The 19,860-nt window shown below is 40.4% G+C and carries 21 protein-coding genes; all 21 read left to right on the forward strand.

The features are described 5' to 3' along the window. Nucleotide 1: 1 nt before the first annotated feature. Nucleotides 2-334, forward strand: coding sequence for a flagellar hook-basal body complex protein FliE (gene fliE / locus I6F54_RS11045; protein ID WP_007581879.1), 333 nt, complete (start codon nucleotides 2-4; stop codon nucleotides 332-334). A gap of 20 nt (nucleotides 335-354) precedes the next feature. Next, on the forward strand, nucleotides 355-2,070 hold the full coding sequence (gene fliF, locus I6F54_RS11050; RefSeq protein ID WP_007581880.1) for a flagellar basal-body MS-ring/collar protein FliF: 1,716 nt from the start codon (nucleotides 355-357) through the stop codon (nucleotides 2,068-2,070). Beyond that, nucleotides 2,063-3,103, forward strand: a complete 1,041-nt coding sequence (gene fliG, locus I6F54_RS11055) for a flagellar motor switch protein FliG (protein WP_007581881.1) — start codon at nucleotides 2,063-2,065, stop codon at nucleotides 3,101-3,103. Before fliF ends, fliG begins: the two co-directional genes overlap by 8 nt. Before the next feature lie 3 nt (nucleotides 3,104-3,106). Further along, the gene (gene fliH / locus I6F54_RS11060) at nucleotides 3,107-3,913 is read left to right on the forward strand and encodes a flagellar assembly protein FliH (RefSeq protein WP_024592741.1); all 807 of its coding nucleotides are present in this window, start codon (nucleotides 3,107-3,109) and stop codon (nucleotides 3,911-3,913) included. A gap of 18 nt (nucleotides 3,914-3,931) precedes the next feature. Next, on the forward strand, nucleotides 3,932-5,266 hold the full coding sequence (fliI, locus tag I6F54_RS11065; protein WP_024589949.1) for a flagellar protein export ATPase FliI: 1,335 nt from the start codon (nucleotides 3,932-3,934) through the stop codon (nucleotides 5,264-5,266). After that, on the forward strand, nucleotides 5,266-5,712 hold the full coding sequence (gene fliJ / locus I6F54_RS11070; protein ID WP_002959337.1) for a flagellar export protein FliJ: 447 nt from the start codon (nucleotides 5,266-5,268) through the stop codon (nucleotides 5,710-5,712). The genes fliI and fliJ overlap by 1 nt, the downstream gene beginning before the upstream one ends. Nucleotides 5,713-5,801: 89 nt before the next feature. Continuing rightward, complete coding sequence (locus I6F54_RS11075) at nucleotides 5,802-7,889, forward strand: flagellar hook-length control protein FliK (protein ID WP_197141413.1); 2,088 nt, start codon at nucleotides 5,802-5,804, stop codon at nucleotides 7,887-7,889. Between the two features lie 57 nt (nucleotides 7,890-7,946). After that, the gene (fliL, locus tag I6F54_RS11080) at nucleotides 7,947-8,477 is read left to right on the forward strand and encodes a flagellar basal body-associated protein FliL (protein ID WP_007585800.1); all 531 of its coding nucleotides are present in this window, start codon (nucleotides 7,947-7,949) and stop codon (nucleotides 8,475-8,477) included. Between the two features lie 9 nt (nucleotides 8,478-8,486). After that, complete coding sequence (gene fliM, locus I6F54_RS11085) at nucleotides 8,487-9,578, forward strand: flagellar motor switch protein FliM (RefSeq protein ID WP_007585802.1); 1,092 nt, start codon at nucleotides 8,487-8,489, stop codon at nucleotides 9,576-9,578. A gap of 20 nt (nucleotides 9,579-9,598) precedes the next feature. Continuing rightward, entirely contained in the window at nucleotides 9,599-9,997 is a 399-nt protein-coding gene (gene fliN / locus I6F54_RS11090; protein ID WP_007585803.1) for a flagellar motor switch protein FliN, read from the forward strand. Continuing rightward, a complete protein-coding gene (gene fliO / locus I6F54_RS11095) occupies nucleotides 9,994-10,377 on the forward strand; it encodes a flagellar biosynthetic protein FliO (protein ID WP_007377952.1) in 384 nt (127 codons plus the stop codon). Before fliN ends, fliO begins: the two co-directional genes overlap by 4 nt. A gap of 4 nt (nucleotides 10,378-10,381) precedes the next feature. Further along, nucleotides 10,382-11,122: a flagellar type III secretion system pore protein FliP gene (gene fliP, locus I6F54_RS11100; protein ID WP_007585804.1), complete on the forward strand. Its 741-nt coding sequence runs from the start codon at nucleotides 10,382-10,384 to the stop codon at nucleotides 11,120-11,122. A gap of 40 nt (nucleotides 11,123-11,162) precedes the next feature. Continuing rightward, nucleotides 11,163-11,432, forward strand: coding sequence for a flagellar biosynthesis protein FliQ (gene fliQ / locus I6F54_RS11105; protein WP_002959325.1), 270 nt, complete (start codon nucleotides 11,163-11,165; stop codon nucleotides 11,430-11,432). A 2-nt stretch (nucleotides 11,433-11,434) separates the two neighbouring features. Next, entirely contained in the window at nucleotides 11,435-12,214 is a 780-nt protein-coding gene (gene fliR, locus I6F54_RS11110) for a flagellar biosynthetic protein FliR (RefSeq protein WP_007585805.1), read from the forward strand. Between the two features lie 9 nt (nucleotides 12,215-12,223). Then, nucleotides 12,224-13,354 (forward strand): flagellar biosynthesis protein FlhB, encoded by a 1,131-nt coding sequence (flhB, locus tag I6F54_RS11115; protein ID WP_007585806.1) that lies wholly within the window; start codon nucleotides 12,224-12,226, stop codon nucleotides 13,352-13,354. Between the two features lie 72 nt (nucleotides 13,355-13,426). After that, entirely contained in the window at nucleotides 13,427-15,538 is a 2,112-nt protein-coding gene (gene flhA, locus I6F54_RS11120) for a flagellar biosynthesis protein FlhA (protein WP_010553901.1), read from the forward strand. 21 nt (nucleotides 15,539-15,559) lie between these two features. Next, on the forward strand, nucleotides 15,560-17,041 hold the full coding sequence (flhF, locus tag I6F54_RS11125; RefSeq protein WP_007585808.1) for a flagellar biosynthesis protein FlhF: 1,482 nt from the start codon (nucleotides 15,560-15,562) through the stop codon (nucleotides 17,039-17,041). Then, nucleotides 17,034-17,894: a MinD/ParA family ATP-binding protein gene (locus tag I6F54_RS11130; protein WP_007585809.1), complete on the forward strand. Its 861-nt coding sequence runs from the start codon at nucleotides 17,034-17,036 to the stop codon at nucleotides 17,892-17,894. Before flhF ends, I6F54_RS11130 begins: the two co-directional genes overlap by 8 nt. Nucleotides 17,895-17,920: 26 nt before the next feature. Continuing rightward, the gene (locus I6F54_RS11135) at nucleotides 17,921-18,631 is read left to right on the forward strand and encodes an RNA polymerase sigma factor FliA (RefSeq protein WP_007585810.1); all 711 of its coding nucleotides are present in this window, start codon (nucleotides 17,921-17,923) and stop codon (nucleotides 18,629-18,631) included. A 40-nt stretch (nucleotides 18,632-18,671) separates the two neighbouring features. Beyond that, the gene (gene cheY, locus I6F54_RS11140; protein WP_008132609.1) at nucleotides 18,672-19,055 is read left to right on the forward strand and encodes a chemotaxis response regulator CheY; all 384 of its coding nucleotides are present in this window, start codon (nucleotides 18,672-18,674) and stop codon (nucleotides 19,053-19,055) included. Nucleotides 19,056-19,072: 17 nt separating this feature from the next. After that, complete coding sequence (locus I6F54_RS11145) at nucleotides 19,073-19,846, forward strand: protein phosphatase CheZ (RefSeq protein WP_007585814.1); 774 nt, start codon at nucleotides 19,073-19,075, stop codon at nucleotides 19,844-19,846. Nucleotides 19,847-19,860 lie beyond the last annotated feature (14 nt).

Here is a 19,860-nt window from a genome sequence, read left to right on the forward strand (position 1 = left end):
TATGAAAATTCAAAACAGTGCTGTATTTCAAGAAATGCAATCAATGGCTTTAGAAGCCGGCCGTAATAATCAAATAAATAAATTGCCGACTCAAGTTCAACCTACTTCTACTTCCCAGTTTGGCGACATGCTAAGTGATGCACTAAATTCAGTGCATGGATTACAACAAGATGCCGCTCAAAAAGTAACAGCAGTTGAGATGGGTGATCGAAGTGTATCGCTTGCTGAGGCGATGATTGCTTCTCAAAAATCGTCAGTTGCTTTTGAGGCTACAGTACAGGTTCGTAATAAACTTGTTGAAGCTTATAAAGAAATCATGAACATGCCTGTTTAATTAGGTAGTGGAGAATTATTGTGGCGCAATCTAACCAATCTACAGACCTAGCACTTGCTGGTGGCGGTATTGACCAAAGTGGTGGTGATGATCAACAAGAACAAAAGTCAGGCTACTTAAGTGCTTTAAATGGTGTTGATGTATTGCGCCAAGTAACATTGGTTATAGCATTGGCTATTTGTTTAGCTATCGCGATTTTTATTATTATTTGGGCTCGTCAGCCAGATATGCGCCCGTTAGGCAAAATGCAAACTGAAGAGCTGATTCAAACGCTCGACTTTTTAGATGCGCAACAAATTGAATATCAACTAGATGGCAATGTGGTATCGGTTGATGAAAGCGAATACCAAAATATTAAATTGTTAATGACCCGCGAAGGGTTAGAGCAAGGGCCAGCATCTGGCTCTGATATAATTATGCAAGATATGGGCTTTGGTGTAAGCCAACGCTTAGAGCGCGAACGCCTAAAACATGGCCGCGAGCAACAACTTGCCCGCACCATTGAAGAGCTTAATAATATTACTCGCGCCAAAGTATTGTTAGCTATTCCTAAAGAAAACGTATTTGCGCGTAGAGAGAAAAAACCATCAGCAACTGTTGTATTAACGCTTAAGCGTGGTCGCTCACTTGACCGTGAAGAAGTAGATTCTGTTGTTGATATGATTGCTTCGGCAGTACAGGGTTTAGAGCCTATGCGAGTTACTGTTACCGATCAAAATGGTCGATTACTAAATTCAGGTTCGCAAAGCTCATTAGCAGCACGCTCTCGTAAAGAATACGATTTAGAACGTAAGCGCGAACAAGAGTACCTTGAAAAAATAGACAGTATTTTAATACCGGTTGTTGGACTTGCAAACTATACAGCTCAAGTTGATTTGAGTATGGACTTTAGCTCGATTGAGGAAACTCAAAAGCGTTATAACCCAGACCTACCAGCGGTTAGAAGCGAAACCACATTTGAAGAAAATAACATTGGCGGCCTAGCTGTTGGTATTCCAGGTGCGCTTACAAATCAGCCACCGTTAAACTCGAACATTCCTGAGGTTGCGGGGCAAGGTGGTGCAGGCACAGCTACATCACCAACACGCAGCCACAAAGAAGCAACGCGTAATTATGAACTCGACACTACAATTTCTCATAAGCGCCAGCAAAGTGGTGTAATACGTAGAATAAGCGTATCAGTTGCTGTTGACTACATTGCTAAAGTGGGAGAAAACGGTGAAACAACCATGACTCCACGCTCGGTAGAGGCATTGTCAAATATTCGTCGCTTACTACAAGGTGGTGTAGGTTTTGATATGCAACGTGGTGATGCACTTGAAGTCGTAACAGTGCCGTTTGTACGTGAAGAAACAAATTTAGCAATAGAAGTGCCACTGTGGGAACAAGACTGGTTTATGAAAATAGCCCGCCTTGTATTAGGCGCCTTAGTTATCATTGTATTGATAATGGCAGTAGTAAAACCAATGCTTAAACGCTTAATTTACCCAGACGATACACTAGAAGAATACGACGAAGATGCATTAAGTTCAGGCGTAGATATTGGCGACAACACGCTTGATATGCTAAATAAAGACTTTGATTCTGCTTCGGTTGGTTTCTCAAGTGATGGTACACTGCAGTTACCGGATTTACATGGCGACGAAGATTTACTTAAAGCAATTCGTGCCCTTGTAGCTAACGAACCAGAACTATCATCACAAGTAGTCAAAGCGTGGTTAACAGAAGATGACTGATCAAGAACAAAAACAACTCCCGCCAGCCTTTGATGTTGATAAGCTAGATGGGGTAGATAAAGCCGCTATATTACTTTTGAGTTTATCAGAAGAAGATGCCGCGCAAATCCTTAAACACTTAGAACCTAAACAGGTGCAAAAAGTGGGTATGGCGATGGCTGGGTTACAGGACTTATCACAAGCTAAGATTAGCGCTGTACACAACTTGTTTATAGAACAAATTCAAAGCTTTAGTACCATTGGTTTTCAGTCAGAAGACTTTATTAAAAAAGCGCTTACAGCAGCACTTGGTGAAGACAAAGCCGCTAGCCTTATTGACCAAATTGTTATGGGCTCAGGCGCTAAAGGCTTGGATTCATTAAAATGGATGGACTCTAAGCAGGTAGCAAACATTATTCGTAATGAGCATCCACAAATTCAAACCATTGTATTATCGTACTTAGAGCCAGAGCAGTCTGCTGAGATTATTGCTCAGTTCCCTGAAAAAGTGCGCTTAGATTTAACCATGCGTATTGCAAACCTCGAAGAAGTTCAGCCGGCAGCACTGCAAGAGCTAAACGAAATTATGGAAAAACAATTTGCCGGCCAAGCAGGTGCACAAGCCGCTAAAATGGGTGGCTTAAAAGCAGCTGCAGATATTATGAACTACCTAGATACCAACGTAGAAGGGCAGTTAATGGACTCTATTCGTGAACATGACGAAGAGATGTCGCAGCAAATTCAAGATCTTATGTTTGTGTTTGAAAACTTAATGGATGTTGAAGACCGTGGTATTCAAGCAATCCTACGAGAAGTACAACAAGACGTATTAATGAAAGCAATTAAGGGCACCGACGATGCGCTTAAAGACAAAATACTGGGCAATATGTCTAAGCGTGCAGCCGAAATGCTTGCTGATGATTTAGAGGCTATGGCACCGGTACGTATAAGCGAAGTAGAAGCGGCGCAAAAAGAGATTTTATCAACAGCGCGTCGTTTATCTGACTCAGGTGAAATTCAGCTGGGCGGCGGCGGTGGCGAGGAGTTCCTGTAAACTATGAGCAAACTCAAAGGACGCACACTTCGGGCTGATGAAGCAGATGAATTATTAAAAAACTGGGCTATTCCAGATGTAGCACCAGATGAGAGCAGCTTTGGCAATCGCTCTACGGCTTACGGCACACCGCTTAGTGAGTTGTACAAAAAAGAATTAGCCGAAGAAATGCCTATTGATGAGCCACAAGAACCAGAGCTCCCTGCGCTTACCATGGTTGAGCTTGAACGCATTAGACAAGACGCGTACGAAGAAGGCCTTAAGCAAGGTCATGAGCAAGGCTACATAGACGGTTTTGAAAAAGGCGTTGGCGAAGGTAAAGAAGCAGGCTACAAAGAAGGCTTAGAACAAGGTAAAACACAAGGTCTTGAAGATGTAAAACCATTAATTGAAGAGCAGTTAACAAGTTTAAAAGCCATTTTAGAGGGGCTAACTGCACCGCTAGATAAAGTGGACGAACAAGCTGAAAAGCAATTAGTACAACTTGCTAGCATGTTGGCGGAAGCTGTTATTTATCAAGAAGTAAAAACATCGCCTGAAGTGATTTTACATACTTTAAAGCAAAGTATTGATTCACTTAATGCGGAGCAAGAAAAAGTACGAATCCATTTAAACCCCGAAGATTTAGAACTCATAAAAGAGAGCTACGGCGAACAAACCATTATTGATAATAACTGGCAATTAATGGCAGAGCCCACTCTTGAGCGCGGTGGCTGTGAAGTTAAAACAGCGCAATCGTCACTCGACATGACCCTTAAAACACGTGTCAAAGAAACGTTGGATAGTTTTTTGCATAATAGTGGTATCTAACTATTTTATTGGCGTGTTATGTCAACTCAACGTGCACCTTTAAGCGAACGCTTATCTCAATATCAACAACATATTAAAACCCCGGCGCCTGCTGTGGCAGGTATTTTAACGCGTGTTGTTGGCCTTACCCTTGAGGCTAGAGGTTTACGTGCACCCGTTGGTAGCCAATGTAAAATAGAAACTATGAACGGCTTTGTAGACGCCGAAATAGTCGGTTTTAACGATCAAACTTTGTACTTAATGCCTAACGACCACATCTCTGGTGTATTACCTGGTGCGCGTGTTATTCCTCAAGTAAATAATTTAGGTTTACCTGTAGGGATGAGTTTATTAGGCCGCGTGGTGGATGGTTTAGGGCGACCGCTAGATGGCTTGGGTAAAATTAATGCTGAGCATCATTTAAAGTTTGCGCAAAATACTATAAACCCGCTTTCAAGAAGACCAATCACTAAGCCTATGGATGTAGGTGTGCGTGCTATTAACTCGGTTATCACAGTAGGGCAAGGCCAGCGTATGGGCTTGTTTGCAGGCTCTGGTGTGGGTAAATCAGTACTTCTCGGTATGATGACCCGAGGTAGCGAAGCTGATGTCATTGTTGTTGGCTTAGTCGGGGAGCGTGGCCGCGAAGTAAAAGAATTTATTGAAGAAATACTCGGTGTAGAAGGGCGCAAACGCTCAGTTGTTGTCGCAGCGCCTGCTGATTCATCACCACTTATGCGTTTAAAAGGCTGTGAGAGCGCCGTAACTATTGCAGAGTATTTTAGAGATCAGGGTTTAAACGTATTATTGTTACTCGATTCGGTAACGCGTTATGCAATGGCACAACGTGAAATTGCACTTGCTGTTGGCGAGCCGCCCGCTACAAAGGGTTATCCGCCTTCGGTGTTTGCTAAATTACCTGCGCTGGTGGAGCGTGCTGGTAATGGCGGTGAAGGGCAAGGTTCAATTACTGGCTTTTTTACGGTGTTGAGTGAAGGCGATGATATGCAAGACCCTATTGCTGATGCAGCGCGAGCTATATTAGATGGACACATTGTACTATCGCGTGATTTAGCTGACAGTGGGCACTATCCCGCTATAGATATTGAAAAGTCGATTTCGCGTGTTATGCCTCAAGTTGTTTCTGAGCCGCATATGCAACAAGCCCGAGTGCTTAAACAAGTGTATTCAATGTATCAACAAAACAAAGACATGATTACTTTAGGCGCTTATCAAAAAGGGACCGATCAAATGCTCGACCAAGCTATAAATATGATGCCAAGAGTGAATGCATTTTTACAACAAGGTATGCGAGATGTCATTAGTTACGATGATGGTCTGCAAGGACTTGCTCAGTTATTAGGACAAGCATAATGGCTAAAAACAAACTCGATTTATTGCTCAAAATTGAAAATGATAAAGAAGAAAATTTGCGCATGAGTTACTTACAAGCCAATCAAAACTTGCAAGCAAACCAACAAAAACTACAAGGTTTAAACAATTTTAGACTTGAATACTCTCAGCAGTTACACCTAAAAGGTAAGTCGGGTTTATCTAGTGCAGGGTTTGGGCAGTACCATGCTTTTATAGCTAAAATTGAAGAGGCAATTCGCCAACAAGCAAGTACCGTAAATACCGCTAAACAAGTAGTTACTCAACGTAAAACGCTGTGGCTTAAGCAGCAAATTAAAGCTAAAGCAGTCGCCAAATTAATCGAAAATCAAAAACTCAAAGCAAATGCGTTAATGGCAAAAAATGAGCAAAAAATGTTAGATGAATTTTCAGCTAATCAGTTTTTTCAACGTCGTAAAGCTTTGTAATTCAGGCACGTTAATTGCTTTATTACTTAGTGGAATTCAACTTTTGGCGGTATGCGGTGGCATATTGCCGTAATGGTATTAGGTGATTTATGGCGATGAATAACATTTCGTTTTTAGTTTCTTCTGAAAAAGATTCACTGTTAGCTTTTAAAGACAATAGCTTAGCTAATGGCGGAGAAAATTTAGGCGATGAATTTTTAAGTAAGCTAAACGAAGCGCATAACTCTATGGAGCCTTTGCTTAAAGGCAATAAAAATCCCGATGCCGAAAACTCTATTGCCATACCTAAGCATAAACAGCCAGAAGAAAATGAAAATCTGAGCGTAAAGCTAGATGAAGTAACAACAGATGAAGTTACTTTTGTGTCTGTTGAGATGCTTGATCAAATTAATTCAGCACAAGCAATGAGCACTTCGGTCAATAAGCCGTTCGATGCAACTAACAGTTTAGAATCAGAAAATGCAGAGCTAGAAGCTACACAAGCAGAGAATACCGAAATAGAAAACACAGAAATAGAGAATTCAGAATTACAAAGCACACCAATAATTGCATCCACTAATACAAGTGATGAAGTATCGGCTAAAGAAGCGAATACAGCCAGTGTAGTGCAAAATCCAATTGCCACTAATGTAGACTCTAAAACGGCTAAATTAACTGATTCAAAAAGCGATAACTTTAGCTCACCATCTTTGAATTCATTACCATTAAATGAAGGCAAGCATCGGAAAAGTGGTGTTGCTGAAGCTATTGAAGGGCCATTAAATTCTATAAATAAAAAGCCCGATGACAGCATTGGCCCTATATTAGAAAAACCTGAAGTTGTCTCAACCTCAATGAGTTCTAGAGAGCAAATAGGACAAAATAAGTCTGCTGATGAAAATAATATAGTTTTGCCAACACTCACCGACAAAGCGGGCGTTACTCAGTCTTCTTCAGCCGCAACTGAAGCTGATAATAATGCAGCAATAGATACGTTAATGACTAAAGATGAGAGCTTAATTAAAGCTAATGATGTTATTGCTAGTTTAACGCTGGAGCAGCGCTCACAACTTAACGCGCAAATTAAGGTATTAGAAAATACTGATTCAACCAGTAACGCAACTAGTAGCACTTCAAATCTTAAGCAAATGCTTGCGCAATTTATTACTGATAATGAAGAAGCACAGGGTAGCGTAGCTAAACACTCTTTTAGCGCAGAAATCAATTCACTTAATACAACTGAAAAACAAAGCTTATTAACGCAATTAAACGCTTATATTAAAACAGAGCAGCCTAAAGGCGAGCAATTAGCAGTGCTTAAGCAAACAGTTAATGAATTAAAAGCTTCAATTGAAATAGGACTTGCCGATACCGCTAAGGCAGACTCAAAAACGTTTGTAGCGTCAGAGACTCCTAACACAGTATATAATCCACAAAAGTTAAGCTTAAAGACATCAACAAACGAAGAGGCTGATTTAAATAAAGCCGTAACAACCTCAACTAAGCGTGATGATTTATTAAAATCACTTGAAGAATTACAAAAAGATGCCCTTAAAAAAATAACTGCAGAACAAACTCCTGTACGCGTGGCACAAGTATTTACGCAAATTACAGCTGCTTTAAATACTCAGCAAGTGAGCACATTAAGCCAATACGACTCATTAAGTTACGAGCAGAGCTTACTTGATACCCAAATAATACAAACTCAACAATTACAAAGTACATCGCAAGTTAAGCAAGTAAGTATTGATCCTGGTGTAATGCAGGCAATTAATATTGTTAAAAGTGATGCAGCTAAATTACTGCAAGAGCGCGTTAGCTCAATGCTGAGCATTAATAACAAAGAAGCAGAAATTCGCCTAGATCCTCCCGAAATGGGCAGTATGCAAATACGTATTCGTAGCGATGCAGAACAAGCGCATATAAACTTTGTAGTACAAAACCAGCAAGCCAAAGAAGCACTTGAACAATCAATGCCGCGCTTACGTGAAATGTTAGCGCAACAAGGATTAGAGCTTGGTGAAAGCACTATTTCTTATGGGCAATCAGGTGGCGAAACTGCTGAGCAAAGTGAGAGTGGACCCCAAGGTAATTTGGCTAATAATAAGTCAGTTAATGATGAAAACGACGAGCAAGCAAATAACACTGCACAAAGTTCTCGACAACAAACTTCATCATCAATAGATTACTATGCCTAAGTGCTGCTATTATAATAACTAAAACAAGCAAGTACCTTTGCGATTAAAGGAATCATGATGGCTGAAGAAACAAGTTTAGAAATTGAAGAAACCGGTAAAAGTAAAAAGAAACTAATAATAATCATAGTAGCTGTACTACTTATTGTAGGCGGTGCTGCAGGTTACTTTTTTATGTCGGGTTCGGATGCGCCAGTTGAAACCTTAGATGAAGAGACTGCGATGTCAGCAGATGCACCTTCTGCTGCAGTTGGTGATTCAGCTGAAATAGGCAGTGCTTTATATGTGTCAATGCCACGCCCATTTGTATTTAACGTGCCCGGTTCAAGTCGCGACAGAATTGTGCAAATTAAAGTACAGTTACTAGTACGTGGCGAAGTAAATGAAGAAACAGCCAAAAAACACATTCCACTAATAGAAGGGACGCTACTAAGCGTGTTTTCTACTACAACTGCTGATGAGTTAAGTACGAGCTCTGGTAAAGAAACACTTCGTTTTTCTGCACTTGAAAAGGTACAAAAAGCCTTAATGGATGTTGAAGGCAGCAAAGTAATTGAGCGGGTATTGTTTACCGGCTTTGTGATGCAATAAGGGGTTAGCGTGAGCGATTTATTATCCCAAGACGAAATTGATGCGCTATTACATGGCGTTGATGACGTTGAAGAGGAAGATATACACGAAGGTGAAGATGGCGGGGGAAGTACGCTTCAGTACGATTTTTCTTCGCAAGATCGGATCGTGCGTGGTCGTATGCCGACGCTGGAAATTGTTAATGAACGCTTTGCTCGTCATATGCGAATTAGCCTATTTAACATGATGCGCCGCACCGCAGAGGTGTCTATTAACGGCGTGCAAATGATTAAGTTTGGCGAGTATATTCATACTTTATTTGTTCCAACCAGTTTAAATATGGTGCGTTTTAGACCTTTAAAAGGCACTGGCCTGATTACCATGGAAGCACGACTTGTGTTTATATTGGTAGATAACTTTTTTGGTGGTGACGGGCGTTATCATGCAAAAATAGAAGGCCGAGAATTTACTCCAACAGAGCGCCGAATTGTACAAATGCTCCTTAAAATAATCTTTGAAGATTATAAAGAAGCTTGGGCACCGGTTATGGATGTATCGTTTGAATATCTCGATTCTGAAGTAAACCCAGCTATGGCTAATATTGTAAGCCCAACTGAGGTTGTGGTTATTAGTTCTTTCCATATTGAGCTCGATGGCGGCGGCGGCGATTTTCATATTGCACTTCCGTATTCAATGCTTGAGCCAATTCGAGAGCTGTTAGATGCGGGTGTTCAGTCTGATACTGAAGATACTGATTTGCGTTGGAGCAAAGCGCTTCGCGATGAAATAATGGATGTAGAGGTTGAAATATCAACTCAGTTGCTTGAAGTTGATTTAACCTTAAAACAAATTATGGAACTCAAAGCCGGTGATATTATTCCGGTTGAAATGCCTGAGCATATAACCGTATTTGTTGAAGAACTACCTACATTTAGAGCCAAAATGGGTCGCTCTCGCGATAATGTTGCGCTTCAAATTAGTGAAAAAATTAAACGACCTGATTCAGTTAAATCTGAGCTGCATGTATTTACCAAAGGCGGCAAGAAAATTGACTCAGATGCAGAATTAGCAGAACTAGAAGATGATTTACACCTCTCTGACGGTGTAGACTTAGACTGGTAATTGATTAAAAGGTTAAAAGTATGAGCGATGATCAAGACACAATGGATGAATGGGCAGCAGCATTAGCAGAAGCCGAAGCTCCAGATGATAGTAGCGAAGCACATGTTGCAGAGCTTGATGAGTTAAGTGATTCAAAACACGAAATGAGTGGCGATGAAAAACGAAAACTCGACACTATTTTAGATATCCCCGTTACTATTTCAATGGAAGTAGGACGCTCTAAAATTAATATTCGTAACTTATTGCAACTTAACCAAGGCTCTGTTGTTGAGCTTGACCGTGTTGCGGGCGAGCCGCTAGACGTGCTAGTTAACGGTACTTTGATAGCCCATGGTGAAGTAGTTGTAGTAAACGACAAGTTTGGTATTCGCTTAACTGACGTGATAAGCCAAGTAGAGCGGATCAAAAAACTACGATGAGCTTATTAGTTGCTTTAACGAGTTCCGTTTTTTCAAAAGCAGATGTGGCAACACCTACTGGAGATATACTCTCTATGGTGCTGTCGCTTGTAATGGTGCTAGTACTAATTATTGTGCTGGCATTTTTTGTTAAAAAGCTTAATCCAAATTTAGCAAACAGCGATGAATTTAAAGTAGTCAGAAGTCTACCTTTGGGTTCTCGCGAGCGTTTAATGGTTGTTGAGATAGATAATGCTCAGCATTTACTTGGTGTAACTCCCCACAGTATTAATTACTTACACAAGTTAGAAACCCCATTAAGTGAAAAAGAACTACCTGAACTCGCTAAACGATTTGGTAAACTTTTAAACCCGCAATCAAACCAAAATAAAAAGAATTAAACCTATGACAAAGTGGCTGCTTATTATTTTTGCCATGGTGTTTGTACCAAGTGTAAGCGCAGAAGGAATTGATGCGCTTACTATTACAACAAACGCTGATGGCACACAGGATTACTCAGTAACGTTACAAGTTTTAGCAATTATGACGGCGCTGAGTTTTATACCGGCTGCCATAATTATGATGACCTCCTTTACACGAATAATTGTTGTACTCGCCATTTTGCGCCAAGCAATTGGCTTACAGCAAACACCGTCAAACCAAGTGTTATTAGGGATGTCGCTTTTTCTAAGTATTTTTATAATGTCGCCTATTTATCAGCAGGTAAACGAGCGAGCTATAGAACCTTACTTAAATGAGCAGGTTACTTCAGTACAAGCTTTAGAGCTGGCTAAAGAGCCAATGAAAGCCTTTATGCTTTCACAAGTGCGTTTAAAGGATTTAGAAACGTTTGCTAAAATTGCCGGTTATGATCAGCTAGATTCGCCACAAGATACACCGTTAATAGTGCTTATACCTGCCTTTGTAACCAGCGAATTGCAAACCGCATTTATAATAGGGTTTATGTTTTTTATCCCATTTTTAATTGTTGATTTAGTGGTCGCCTCGGTATTAATGGCGATGGGTATGATGATGCTTTCACCCATGATTGTGTCCTTACCGTTTAAAATTATGTTATTTGTACTTGTAGACGGTTGGAGCTTAGTGATGGGGACTCTAGCCAAAAGCTTTGGTTTAGGGACTTAGTATGCAAAGCATTAACATGACCCAACAATAGGAGTACAACATGGAACCGGAAATTTTTGTTGATATCCTAAGTGACGCTCTTTTTTTAGTTATTAAGCTGGTGTCTGCAATTGTAGTCCCAGGCTTAATTATTGGTTTAGTTGTTGCTGTGTTTCAGGCCGCAACGTCTATCAATGAACAAACATTGAGCTTTTTACCTCGTTTATTAATTACCATTAGTGCGCTTATTGTGGGTGGGCATTGGCTTACTCAAGAGCTAATGGACTTTTTTACTCGCCTAGTATTACTTATTCCTGAAATTGCAGGTTAAACGTGGAATACCCCTTTGCTGTCGTTATTCAATGGTTGAGCGATTTTTTGTTGCCGCTGGTACGCATTAGCTCAATGATTATGATTATGGCTGGTTTGGGGGCTAAAAATGTTCCTACACGTATAAAAATGGGTTTATCGGTTGTTGTAACTTTTGTTGTAGTTCCTGTTCTGCCGCCAGCTACATTCACTAATTTATTTTCGTTTGAGATGATTTTAGTCGTTATTCAACAAATGCTGATTGGTGTTGCTATTGGTTTTGCATCTATACTTTTATTAAATACCTTTGTGTTAGCAGGGCAAATACTCGCGATGCAAACCGGTTTAGGTTTTGCTTCGGTTATTGACCCTTCTAATGGCGCGAGTGTGCCTGCTGTGGGCCAGTTTTTCCTTATTTTGGCCACCCTATTATTTTTTGCTTTTAACGGTCATTTAATGATGATTCAAATGGTGGTGCATAGTTTTCAAGTGCTACCCATTGATGGCACATGGTGGTCTGTAGATCATTACTGGGACATAGTGACCTGGGGTGGCTGGATGTTTACTACAGCACTTGTACTCTCACTTGCGCCGCTTACCGCGATGCTCGTTATTAATATGTCGTTTGGTATTATGACGCGTGCAGCACCGCAATTAAATATTTTCTCTATTGGTTTTCCGTTTACCTTGGTAGCGGGACTTATTATTATTTGGGCGACACTAGGTAACTTTGTTACTCAGTTTGAGTTTCAATGGTTAAAAATGGTTGAGCTAATGTGTACTTTAGTTGGTTGCTCACCTTAGGAGAAAGTCATGTCTGAAGACTCAGGACAAGAAAAAACAGAAGAACCCACATCCAAAAAACTTGAAGAATCTAAAAAGAAAGGCCAAATAGCGCGCTCAAAAGAGCTAGGCACCATGTTTGTACTTATTTTTTCGGCTATATCGCTTTTGATGTATGGGCCAGAAATTGGCAAAGGTTTATACAATGTAATGGGCCGAACCCTTAGCTTAAATCGCAACGAAGCCTTTGATACCACTAAAATGTTTGCCGTATGGGGAGAGGTTGCAGACGCTTTAATGTTTCCTATGGCTATGTTTGTATTAATTATAGTTTTGGCTGCATTTATTGGTAATACGTTATTAGGTGGTTTTAATTTTAGCTGGGAAGCCGCTGCACCTAAAGCAAGTAAAATGTCGCCAATGAAAGGCTTTAAACGTATGTTTGGCCCGCAAGCGGCTATTGAGCTTGTAAAGTCACTTTTAAAATTTGGTTTGGTTGCAAGTTTTGCTATATTTTTAATTAATACCTATTTTGATGAAATACTGCATTTAAGTTTAGAAAGTGCACCAGGTAATATTATCCATGCCTTAGAGATTTTAGGCTGGATGTTTTTAGGCCTTTCATGCACTTTAATTATTATTGCGGCTATTGATGCACCATTTCAAAGTTATAACCATAACAAACAACTTAAAATGACAATGCAAGAGATTAAAGATGAGTATAAAAACTCTGAAGGTGACCCACAAATAAAAGCGCGTATTAGGCAAACACAAAGGCAAATGTCGCAAAATCGTATGATGCAAGATGTCCCTGACGCTGATGTTATTGTTACCAACCCAACTCACTACTCAGTAGCATTAAAATACGATACAGAGCGCGCAGGAGCGCCAATAGTGCTTGCTAAGGGTATCGATGAAATGGCGATGCAAATTAGAAAAGTAGCAATAGGGAATGAAGTACCTATTTTAGAATCCCCTATGTTGACCCGAGCGCTTTATCATACGGCTGAAGTAGGAGAGCAAATACCCGATCAGCTATTTACTGCAGTAGCGCAAGTTTTAGCGTATGTATTTCAGCTTAAGCGCTTTAATAAAGGGCGCGGTAAACGTCCAACTAAGCTCAATAACAAGCTCCCAATCCCCGATGCCTACAAGTATTAAACCGTTAACTTAGTAACTTGGAATAGTTATTGCTAATTCTACGTAGTGTCAATTTTTTGAAATTGTAGAATTATGAGTTTTAAAGCGGTATTACAACAACTTAACAGAGACAAAAAAGACTATGCCAAAGGGGTAGGTACTCCTTTGCTTGTGCTTGCAGCCTTGGGAATGGTGATCTTACCGTTACCGCCATTTTTACTCGATATCCTTTTCTCGTTTAATATTGCCCTCGCATTAGTGGTTTTACTCGTGACTGTTTACACGATGAAGCCGGTTGAGTTTGGTATATTCCCCTCTGTATTACTAATCGCTACGATTATGCGTTTAGCGCTTAACGTTGCCAGCACTCGAGTTGTATTACTTGAAGGTCATAATGGTGGTGATTCTGCCGGTAAAGTAATTGAAGCGTTTGGCTCAGTTGTTATTGGTGGTAACTACGCAGTTGGTTTGGTCGTATTTTTAATCCTTATTATTATTAACTTTGTGGTAATTACCAAAGGTGCTGGGCGTATTTCTGAGGTATCTGCACGTTTCACCCTTGATGCAATGCCGGGTAAACAAATGGCAATCGACGCCGATTTAAACGCTGGTTTTATCAGTGCTGAGCAAGCGCGTGACCGCCGCGAGGAAGTAACTCGCGAAGCCGATTTTTACGGCTCAATGGATGGTGCGAGTAAATTTGTAAAAGGCGATGCCATTGCAGGTATTGTTATATTAATCATCAATATTGTTGGTGGTTTATTTGTCGGTATGATTCAACATAATTTGAGTTTTGGCAACGCAATGGAAGTATATACATTACTTACCATTGGTGATGGCTTAGTTGCTCAACTCCCTTCTTTACTGCTTTCAATTGGTACCGCGATTGTTGTAACACGTCAAAATGAGTCGCTCAATATGGGTGATCAATTTAAGAAACAACTAGGTAACGAAAAATCACTCTTTATTGCTTCAGGTATTTTGATCATCATGGGTTTAGTGCCTGGTATGCCGCATTTTGCTTTTTTAAGTTTAGGTGCGTTATTGGGTTATTTAGCTTACTACACACAGCAAACTAAGTTAAAAGCCGCTGCAGCAGAAGCCGAAGAAGCCGCCAGTGGCGGAAGCGCTGCAACAGGTATTGCCAATAAACAAGAGCAAAAAGAACTTGGTTGGGATGATGTTCAGCAGGTTGACGTAATTGGCCTAGAAGTAGGTTACAGATTAATTCCGTTGGTAGATCAATCTCAAGGTGGTGAGCTACTTAATCGTATTAAAGGTGTACGTAAAAAGCTTTCTCAAGAACTTGGTTTTTTAGTACCACCTGTTCATATTCGCGATAATTTAGAGCTTGATCCAAATGCTTACAGAATAACGCTAATGGGTGTTTCAACCGGTGAAAGCGAACTTAAACATGGCGACGAGCTAGCGATTAACCCAGGGCAAGTATTTGGTCCTATTAAAGGGGTTGAAACTAAAGATCCTGCGTTTGGCCTTGATGCAGTATGGATCAAGCCTGATCAAAAAGATGAAGCGCAATCACTAGGTTATACCGTTGTAGATTCAGCCACGGTAGTCGCCACTCATATTAGCCAGTTATTAACTAACAGTGCGGCGTTGCTACTAGGGCATGAAGAAGTTCAAAACCTGCTTGATATGCTTGCTAAAAGCCATCCTCGCTTAGTAGAAGGACTAGTACCTGATGTGCTGCCATTAACTGCAATTGTAAAAGTACTGCAAAATTTATTGAATGAAGGTGTAGCTATTCGCGATATGCGCTCAATTGTTCAAACCCTTGTTGAGTATGGTCCGCGTAGCCAAGACCCTGATGTATTAACGGCTGCAGTGCGTATTTCTCTGCGTAGGTTAATTGTTCAAGATGCGGTTGGTATGTCATCAGAAATCCCTGTCATAACCTTGGCACCTGAGTTGGAACAGATGTTGCATCAGTCATTACAAAATGCAGGCGATGAAGGTGCCGGTATTGAGCCTGGACTTGCAGAGCGACTTCAAGTGTCATTGACACAAGCGCATCAAAATCAAGAAATGGCCGGTGAACCTTCTATATTGCTAACGTCAGGAATGTTACGCACTGTGTTATCTCGTTTTGTTAAGTACACCATTCCAGGATTGAGAGTGATGTCTTATCAAGAGGTACCAGACGAAAGACAGATCAAGATTGTTAGCTCTGTAGGCCAACAATAAGATTTTAACAGGGGTTGAATCATGAAAATTAAACGTTTTTTTGCTAAAGATATGCGCACAGCACTTAAAGAAGTTAAAGATGAGTTAGGTGTTGATGCGGTTATTATGTCAAATAAGAAGCTGGCTAACGGTGTAGAAATTGTAGCGGCAGTTGATTATGACAAAGCAGCCCCTAAAGTAGCAGCGCAACCACAACGTACTGCAGAGCCGCGTGCTCAAGCACCACAGCAAAGTATGCATAATTTTGTAAAACCAGAGCCTCAGCGTGCCAAACCAGAGCCGCAGGCAAAAGTGGCTGACAGCCTACAGGCTTTGTTAGAGCGCCAATCACCGCGTCCTCGCTCCCCTGAACTTGCATCAATGTTTTCACAATCAGGTATTGATACTACCGATAACTATCAAGAACCAGTTATGGAACAGCGTACTAAAAATATGTTTGCTCCTGAAAATGCAGCGCCAGTTCGTCCACAAACTCAAGCGGATAGCTTAGGTTTTGATGATTTAGACAGCGACTTTGATGATTTAGATAGTCCAGTAACGGCTCGCCAACAAACACCCAATAATGAAAGCGAAGAAATGACAACAATGCGTGAAGAAATGAACGCAATTCGTCAATTACTTGAGCATCAAGTATCAGGCTTAATGCAGCAAGATATGGCGCGTCGCGATCCAACACGCGCTTGCATGGTTGACCGCTTAGTCGGTATGGGTATTGATAAAGAAGTAGCGCAACAAATGGCATGTTTTGTACCTGATGATGTATCTCGTAAGCAAGGCTGGAAAGCGTTGTTAACGATGGTCGAAGATCAAATGCAAACAACCAATAATGAAATACTTCGCCAAGGTGGTGTATATGCGTTAGTGGGTCCAACAGGTGTTGGTAAAACAACAACAGTTGCTAAGCTTGCAGCTTTAGGCGCACAAAAATATGGCGCTGATAAAGTGGCCTTAATAACCACTGATACATACAGAATTGGTGCTTATGAACAGCTTGCTACTTACGGCCGTATTATTGGTTGTGGTGTAAAGCAAGTTAAAGATGCTAATGAATTAGCTGAAGTTTTATATCATTTACGAAATAAACGTCTAGTATTAATTGATACAGCAGGTATGAGTCAGCGAGATTTACGTTTAACTGAGCAGTTAAACACGTTAATGCGTAACCAACGTGTGGATATTCGCAGCTACTTAGTACTAAGCGCGACGGCACAAATTAATGTATTACAAGAAACAGTACGTCACTTTAAAAAAGTACAGTTAAGTGGTTGTATTTTCACTAAGTTAGATGAATCATTAAGTTTGGGTGAGATTATTAGTATTGCGATTCAAAATCGCCTTCCAATAGGGTATCTTACTAACGGTCAACGAGTGCCAGAAGATATTCGTGTTGCAAATGCTGAAAAACTAGTGAAAAAGGCTGAGCAGTTATATTTAAAAAGAACAAAAGCACAACATTCAAGGCACCAAGCAGTGGCGCCAAGTACAGTAGGGATGTATGATTAACACAGTATTAGATCAAGCAAGCGGCCTGCGCAAAATGAGTCAAAACAATAACAACGGCGTAAAAGTTATCGCTGTAACCGGTGGTAAAGGTGGGGTGGGGAAAACAAATGTTTCTCTAAATACCGCTATTGCACTAGGGCAACAAGGTAATAGAGTATTAGTGCTGGATGCTGACCTAGGTTTAGCAAACTGTGATGTGATGCTTGGTTTACGTGTAGAGCGCAATTTATCACACGTTTTGTCAGGTGAATGTGAGCTTGACGAGATTTTAGTTGAAGGGCCTGCTGGTATTAAAATTGTACCTGCTACATCGGGCTCGCAAAGTATGGTTGAATTATCGCCATCTGAGCATGCCGGGCTAATTCGTGCATTTAGCGAATTGAATACCGAATTTGATATTTTAATTGTAGATACAGCCGCTGGTATTTCAGACATGGTGCTAAGCTTCTCACGAGCAGCACAAGATGTAATGGTTGTAGTGTGCGATGAACCAACATCAATAACCGATGCTTACGCACTTATTAAAGTATTAAGCCGCGAGCACGGTGTTTATAAGTTCAAAATTGTTGCCAATATGGTCCGCAGTATGCGTGAAGGCACTGAATTGTTTGCAAAACTATCTAAAGTTACCGATCGCTTTTTAGATGTTTCAATGGAGCTAGTAGCAACGGTTCCTTATGACGAAAATATGCGCAAAGCAACACGTCGCCAAAAGGTGATTGTTGAGCTCTTTCCAAGTTCGCCAGCCGCTCTCGCGTTTAAAGCGCTGGCGACAAAAGCAGTTAAATGGCCAATACCAAATCAACCATCTGGGCATTTAGAGTTTTTCATTGAGAAACTAGTAAACGGCTAATTATGACAACATTGGTGAATAGAGCTATGGGATATCAATCAACACAAAACTTAAATGTGATTGTTGAGAAACATGCATCACTTGTTAAAAAAGTGGCATGTCATCTAATTGCTCGATTACCACCTAGCGTTCAGCTTGATGATTTAATTCAATCAGGAATGATAGGTTTAATAGAAGCTTCAAAAAACTTTGATGCAACAAAAGGCGCAAGCTTTGAAACCTTCGCCGGTATTCGTATTCGCGGGGCTATGCTTGATGAAATGCGCCGTGGTGATTGGGCTCCTCGTTCAGTACACCGTAAAAGCCGACAAGTTGCAGAAGCAATTACTGGGCTCGAAAGCAGTCTGAATCGCGAACCAACAGATACAGAAGTTGCTGAAAAACTTGAAATTTCACTCAATGAGTACCATCATATTTTAAATGATGTTAATACCAGTAAAGTATTAGGTATAGAAGACCTTGGTGTAGATGAGGATGTTATTACTCCCGTAGGCCAAGATTTAGCGCTAGACAAACCTTTTAATAATGTTAAAAATGATCGGTTTAATGAGTCTTTGCTAAATGCAATAAAGTCATTACCAGAGCGTGATGCAATGGTACTTTCTTTATACTATAACGATGAAATGAATTTAAAAGAAATAGGACATATACTCGATGTAAGTGAATCGCGTGTAAGTCAGATACATGGTCAGGCGATGATTAAGCTTAAAGCTAAAATCAATGACTGGATAAACTAGTAGTAAGTAAACTAAGGTTAATACCTCACTGGGGGATGTTTTGGATAAAAACATGAAAATTCTTGTAGTTGATGATTTTTCAACGATGAGACGAATTATAAAAAACCTATTACGTGACTTAGGTTTCACTAACGTTCAAGAAGCTGATGACGGGTCTACAGCTCTGCCTATGTTACAAAATCAAGTATTTGATTTTGTGGTTACAGATTGGAATATGCCGGGAATGCAAGGTATTGACCTTCTAAGAGCAATTCGTGCAGATGATAAGTTAAAACATATCCCTGTATTGATGGTAACGGCAGAAGCTAAAAAAGAACAAATAATTGCTGCAGCGCAAGCTGGCGTTAATGGTTATATTGTTAAGCCATTTACGGCTGGAACATTAAAAACTAAATTAGAAAAAGTATTTGAACGCTTAGGCTAATGATGGGGGAGAGGCTTATGTCAGCACCAGCTGCGCCTCAAATAACGTTAGAACAAGCTCGTCAACTCGTCATTTATTTAGAAAACGATGAGCAAGATAAAGCTAATCAGTTGATTTTAGAGACAGCTTCGCAAGAGCAGTCTAAATTATTTGCTGAAGTTGGGAAGTTGACTCGTCAACTGCACGAAGCACTTAAAAGCTTTGAGCTTGATACTCGCTTAACTAACATAACGACAGATGCGATTCCAGATGCTAAAAAGCGGCTTAATTATGTTATAGAAATGACAGAAAATGCGGCTAATAAAACAATGGATGCTGTTGAGGCTAGTTTACCTATAGCTCAGCAACTTGCAGATGAAATATCTCATATCAAACCGACATGGGATCGTTTAATGAGCCGGGAGATTGAGCTTGGTGAGTTTAAACAACTTTGCCATAGTATCGATAAGTTTATGAATAACTCTCATCATAAAACGGATGAGCTTCAAAGCTTAATGACAAATGTACTAATGGCTCAAGACTATCAAGACTTAACAGGTCAAGTTATTCGCCGTGTTATAGAACTTGTTAGAGAAGTAGAAGAAAGCTTACTTCATCTTTTAACAGCGTTTGCTGAACAAGATGACAGTGACAACACAGCGAATAAAGTAGAACAACAAAAAATAAAAGAACCAGTTGCCACACAAACTTTAGCAGGTCCTGAAGGCCCTATTATTGATAAAGAATCGCGTAATGATGTTGTATCTGATCAAGATGAAGTCGATGATCTTTTATCAAGTTTGGGCTTCTAAGAGGAGAGTAACTG

The organism is Pseudoalteromonas sp. SWXJZ10B, assembly GCF_015864475.1.
GTDB lineage: Bacteria > Pseudomonadota > Gammaproteobacteria > Enterobacterales > Alteromonadaceae > Pseudoalteromonas > Pseudoalteromonas arctica.

Excerpts from the sequence above, each read along its gene's own strand:
- fliP (WP_007585804.1), top strand. The coding sequence starts at position 10,382 with ATGACAAAGTGGCTGCTTATTATTTTTGCCATGGTGTTTGTACCAAGT.
- fliI (WP_024589949.1), top strand. The coding sequence starts at position 3,932 with ATGTCAACTCAACGTGCACCTTTAAGCGAACGCTTATCTCAATATCAA.
- fliH (WP_024592741.1), top strand. The coding sequence starts at position 3,107 with ATGAGCAAACTCAAAGGACGCACACTTCGGGCTGATGAAGCAGATGAA.
- I6F54_RS11075 (WP_197141413.1), top strand. The coding sequence starts at position 5,802 with ATGGCGATGAATAACATTTCGTTTTTAGTTTCTTCTGAAAAAGATTCA.
- flhA (WP_010553901.1), top strand. The coding sequence starts at position 13,427 with ATGAGTTTTAAAGCGGTATTACAACAACTTAACAGAGACAAAAAAGAC.
- fliL (WP_007585800.1), top strand. The coding sequence starts at position 7,947 with ATGGCTGAAGAAACAAGTTTAGAAATTGAAGAAACCGGTAAAAGTAAA.
- I6F54_RS11135 (WP_007585810.1), top strand. The coding sequence starts at position 17,921 with ATGGGATATCAATCAACACAAAACTTAAATGTGATTGTTGAGAAACAT.
- fliQ (WP_002959325.1), top strand. The coding sequence starts at position 11,163 with ATGGAACCGGAAATTTTTGTTGATATCCTAAGTGACGCTCTTTTTTTA.
- fliN (WP_007585803.1), top strand. The coding sequence starts at position 9,599 with ATGAGCGATGATCAAGACACAATGGATGAATGGGCAGCAGCATTAGCA.
- I6F54_RS11130 (WP_007585809.1), top strand. The coding sequence starts at position 17,034 with ATGATTAACACAGTATTAGATCAAGCAAGCGGCCTGCGCAAAATGAGT.
- I6F54_RS11145 (WP_007585814.1), top strand. The coding sequence starts at position 19,073 with ATGTCAGCACCAGCTGCGCCTCAAATAACGTTAGAACAAGCTCGTCAA.
- fliJ (WP_002959337.1), top strand. The coding sequence starts at position 5,266 with ATGGCTAAAAACAAACTCGATTTATTGCTCAAAATTGAAAATGATAAA.
- fliG (WP_007581881.1), top strand. The coding sequence starts at position 2,063 with ATGACTGATCAAGAACAAAAACAACTCCCGCCAGCCTTTGATGTTGAT.
- flhF (WP_007585808.1), top strand. The coding sequence starts at position 15,560 with ATGAAAATTAAACGTTTTTTTGCTAAAGATATGCGCACAGCACTTAAA.
- flhB (WP_007585806.1), top strand. The coding sequence starts at position 12,224 with ATGTCTGAAGACTCAGGACAAGAAAAAACAGAAGAACCCACATCCAAA.
- fliO (WP_007377952.1), top strand. The coding sequence starts at position 9,994 with ATGAGCTTATTAGTTGCTTTAACGAGTTCCGTTTTTTCAAAAGCAGAT.
- fliE (WP_007581879.1), top strand. The coding sequence starts at position 2 with ATGAAAATTCAAAACAGTGCTGTATTTCAAGAAATGCAATCAATGGCT.